The sequence below is a fragment of the Brachyspira catarrhinii genome, from assembly GCF_005518285.1.
Taxonomy (GTDB): domain Bacteria; phylum Spirochaetota; class Brachyspiria; order Brachyspirales; family Brachyspiraceae; genus Brachyspira; species Brachyspira catarrhinii.
Genome location: NZ_SJDU01000176.1, coordinates 1 through 4,760 on the forward strand (window position 1 = coordinate 1; position 4,760 = coordinate 4,760).

A 4,760-nucleotide genomic window follows, 5' to 3' on the forward strand; every position below is an offset into this window, starting at 1 on the left:
AAATATCGCTCGAAGATAAAAGACGAGAAGGTATAAGAGAGGGCGTAAAGAAAGGTATAAAAGAACGCAATTATGCTATAGCTAAAAACTTAAAACAAATGAATATGGATAACGCATCGATAAGTAAAGCTACAGGTTTATCGCTTGATGAAGTTGAAAAACTATAATTTTATCAAATTTAAATTATCTATTTTCAACAATCCTAATCTCTTCTTCCGTTAAATCATATAATTTATAAACAATCCCATCAATCTCCTCTTCCAACTCTCTCGTATCCTCATTATTTTTCTTTCCCTCAATAACCCTATCAACCAAACCGACAATTTTATCACCCAATTCTTTATTTTCAGAATTTATTTCAGGTATTGGAATAGAACTAATCATATCTTTTGTAAAATTAATTCCTCCGCAATAACTATTTGACGAATAAATTTCTTTAATATAAAAATATGCAACTTTACTATTTATAATTGCAGATAAAAATTTTAATTTTTTACTATCTTTATCTAATACTACGATTGTAGATTTAGCTGGTATGATATTACCGTTTAAATCTATGCAAGCATCAAGTAGAGTTAGTCCTTTAATAATAAGTTTTTTAGATAAAGCTATCTCGTTGTATTTTGCCCCGAAGTTTGATTTAAAATCTTGTTTTGTGCAAATAGGTTTATTATAAGTATCTTTTATATATTTCATAGGTTTTATGCCAAATTTTGAAACATATTTTCCAATAGTTCCCGTATTTATTATATATAAAGTATTATTTGTAGGATTTTTTAACTCTTTAATAAAAGGTTTTAATTTATAAGCGTCTGCGGTAGCGCAAGCATTAACGCAAGTGGCAAAAGAGCCTAACAATATTTTATCCTTTCTAATAGAATTAATAATTTTAGAATTATTATAAAAATAATCTAATAAAAAATCTTTACTATTTTTAACGAATTCCCTATCGATTGAATTAATCTTTTCATTATTCAAATAAAAATCAATATTTTCCTTATTTGTATTTTTATCTATTATAGTTATAATAGAATCAACTCTTGCACTATCAAATACATCGCCTTTCCTTGCTATTATATCTATATAGCTTGCAAGCATTTTTCTCAATTCTAATCCAAAAGGCTTTACTATCCATTTATCTGGAGTGATAAAAGTCAGTAAAGATTTTTGCGTTCCTATTTTTAATCCTTGCTCAAAAAATGGAATATAAATATCCCAATTTCCTTTTGTAATTTTAAATTGATTTTTAATTAATTCTCTATCTCCTTGCATATATTTAACCATATATTCCGAGTCAATATACGGTGGATTTCCTATGACTAAATCAAAACCTATAAAATTTCCATCGTCATTCAAAATTTCTGGGAATGCAAATCTCCATTCAAAAGGATTTTTAGCTTCCAAATTATAAATATCGTTATGTTTTTCAATCAATATTTCAAAATCTTTTTTCGCTTCCGTTTCGTCAAATTGGCTTGCAAAAAGATTTTTCTGTCCAAAATATTTTTTCAAATCTTTATCGTCTTTAACCAAATAATTTCCGTATTTTTCGTTATATTCTCTGCATAATCTGTAAAATTTATTCATTTCTTCAATAAATTTATCGTTAAGGCAAAATGTCCTAAAACTTTCAAGCAATTCTTTTATTTTTTTGTCTATTTCGATTTTGCTATTAAAAACGCCGTCTTTATAATTTTTAACCAATTCCTTATATTCCGCAATTTTATCTTGTATATTTGGATAACGATTTAAACTCTGATTAATATCAAAATAAGAAATCAAACTATTTCCGCATTTAATATTTATGTCGATATTCGGCAAAGTCTGAAGATTATGATAATTTCCGCTATCGAAACTCAAATAATAACTGTTCTTTAATAATTCAATCCAAAGACGAAGTTTTGTAATCTCGCAGGAATTACGATTAATATCCACGCCGAAAAGATTATTTTCTATAATAGATTTTTTAAGATTAAAAATCTCTCGCTGAATTTTATGATTGTCGTTTTCTAATTTTGGACGAATATATTCAAAGTTTTTCCCAAAATTATCTTTAATCAAAATCTCATCGTTTTCAATTCTCAAATCCGAAATTGGAATATTAAGAAGCCCTAACTTATAATAAATATAAACTATTTCATTTAAAGCCGAAACTAAAAAATGTCCGCTCCCAACCGCGGGGTCGCATATTCTAATCGTTTCCAAAATATTTATAGCCTTATCTCTAAAATTATAATTGAAATTCATATTCGCTAAAATTTGTTTTTGAAGCGTTTCCAAATTATCAGCGTTCAAACCGTTCTCTTTAAATTTCTGCAAAACTATTTTCTCCAAACTTTCTTTGCACATATAACTTGTAATAAAACTTGGAGTATAAAAACTGCCTTCTTTATAGCCGTTTAATTTTTCAAACACAAGCCCCAAAACGCTCGAATTAATCAAATCTTTTTGAGCGAGTATATTTTCGTTGTCGTCTCTCGCCCCAAAATCGAAAGAATTCAAAAATTCAAAAATCATTTTAAGCCAATCTTCTTTGCCTCGTTTAGCTTTTCCGTTTTCGTCTTTAATTTGCGTATTTTTAAAATATTCCAACTTCAAATTTGAAAGTTGCGAAATATCTATAATCTCTTTTTCAGAACGAGTAAATAAACTTGAATTCAAATAAGGCAAATAAGCCAAATCTTCCGCCGTTTGACTTTCCCTATCTTCTTTATTTTTAGCCAAAATATTAAAGAAAAGATAATTTAATTTATTATAATCTTTAATCTTCTCAATATTCAAAAATCCCAAATTTTTATCGTTATTAAAATTAATCAAGCTCGATTCCAAAAGTTTCAAAAATAAAATTCTGTTTATCCAAATAATCAAAATCTCCAAAACTTTTTCGTTAATTTCGTTTTCTTTTTCGTCTCTCTTATTTTCGGGCAGTCTCTGAAGAATATTATAATAAAGCGTTCCCTCTCTATCAATCGAATTTTTGCTCGGAACAATAAGCGTCTTTCCGTTTATAATTTTTTCCGAAAGCCCGAGTATATGAAGAAGTTCGTCATAAAATCCTTTATTAAGTTCGTTAGCGTCATTCGGATTAAATTCTTGAAGTAAAAAATCTTTGCTGAAAATCTTAAAATAAGGTTTTAAATTTTTAAAATTAGTTTTCAAATTTTTACCTTCTTGCAAAATTTCCGAAATATAGCTTAAATCTACAAAACTTCCTTTAAGATTAAAATTTTTACGCTCCAAAATCTTTTTCGCTTCCGAATAAAATTCTTCCGTTCTGCCGTCAAACATAGAATTTTGATTTGTAAAACTTTTATATAATCCGTCAAAATCTTTGTTTCGATAAAAAACTTTTTCAAATTCTTTAGCTTCAAAAATATAGAATTTGTAAAAATCGGTAAGAATAATATATTTTATAGAAAAATTATTTTCTTCCCTAATCCTAAAATAATATAAAATCGCCTCATGCAAAGCCTTGCAATTAGGATTATCCGAATAGAAAAAATCTTTATCGTTAGGTTTCTTCGCTTCGATAATAATTTGAATTGCGGAATCTTTGAATATAGCCAAATCGATTTCGCTTTTTCGGTTCATTTTAGATTTTATTTGAGTTTCAAAATTTAGATTTTTAAAAAACGGAGAGAGACAATTTGCAACCAGAGAATCTTCGTTTTGATTTTTATATTTTTCTAATTTTTCAATATAATTAATCAAATTTTCTTTAAATTTTTCAAATTCGTTTTCTAAAATTTTATATCTATAAAAATACTGATTTATAAAATCTTTAACTTCAATTTTTACGAATTCCAATCTCTCCGCCATATTTAACTCCAAATTTTTATAATATTATTTTATAGAAATTATTATATTATGCAAATAATTTTATAACATAATTACTTTATAATTCTATAGATAAATTTACTTGAAAAAAGTTATAATAAATGATATACTTAATTTAATATAAATATAAGTGGAAAAGAATTAAATAAAACAGGAAATTAAATGCCTCAATTGGAAGCAATAGATAAAAATATAAGTCAAGATATAACGGATTATTCGGCAATACTCGAAACTACGATTAAAGATATAGAATCTTTTTTGCAAGAGGTTGGGAAAGTATATAGTTTTATCGCCGAAAAATTCCCGATAATCGAACAGGAAATGAAAAATGAAAACGAAAAGGCGAATATTTTATTATCTTACTTCATAAGCGAAGATGAGAATAAAAAGAAATTTTCGGACGACTTGAAGGAAAATCAAAACGACTTCTTAAAATCTTTCGACAGAATGCAAAAACTTATAGAAAACGACAATAGTTTATCGGAAGCGCTCATTCAAAATGTAGATAAAATAAATATCGTAGTCGAATCTATAGAACAGATTAAAAAATTAGCCGACCAAATAAAAGTTTATTCGTTAAATGCGATTATAATATCCTCCAAGCATGGAAGCGGCGGAAGAGCTTTCGGAGAGATTTCTAAAAATATAATAAATATGTCCGAAACTTCCAACGAACAAGCGGCTCAAATGAACAAAATGGGACATGAATTATTCGATAGGTTTGAAAATTTTAAATCGGAAATTCTTAAAATAAACGAAGTTCAAAAAAATAATTTTATCATAATGAAAGAACAGCTATATAAAGAGCATAACAATATGGTTAATTCTTTCGCCACTTTTTCAAATTTAATATCGAATATTTTAACGAGAATAGACAATACTTCGGATTATATTTTTGAAATAATGATGGTTTTGCCGAGAGA

At 26.8% G+C, this 4,760-nt stretch carries 1 protein-coding gene and 1 pseudogene; one reads left to right on the forward strand and one right to left on the reverse strand.

Annotation, left to right across the window (positions count from 1 at the left end; translation table 11 throughout):
- Positions 1-183: 183 nt before the first annotated feature.
- Positions 184-3,819: a type IIG restriction enzyme/methyltransferase gene (locus tag EZH24_RS07370; RefSeq protein WP_137998476.1), complete on the reverse strand. Its 3,636-nt coding sequence runs from the start codon at positions 3,817-3,819 to the stop codon at positions 184-186.
- Positions 3,820-3,999: 180 nt separating this feature from the next.
- Between EZH24_RS07370 and EZH24_RS07375 the strand changes: the two are divergent.
- Positions 4,000-4,760 (forward strand): annotated as a pseudogene (locus EZH24_RS07375) (chemotaxis protein); the annotation flags it as partial.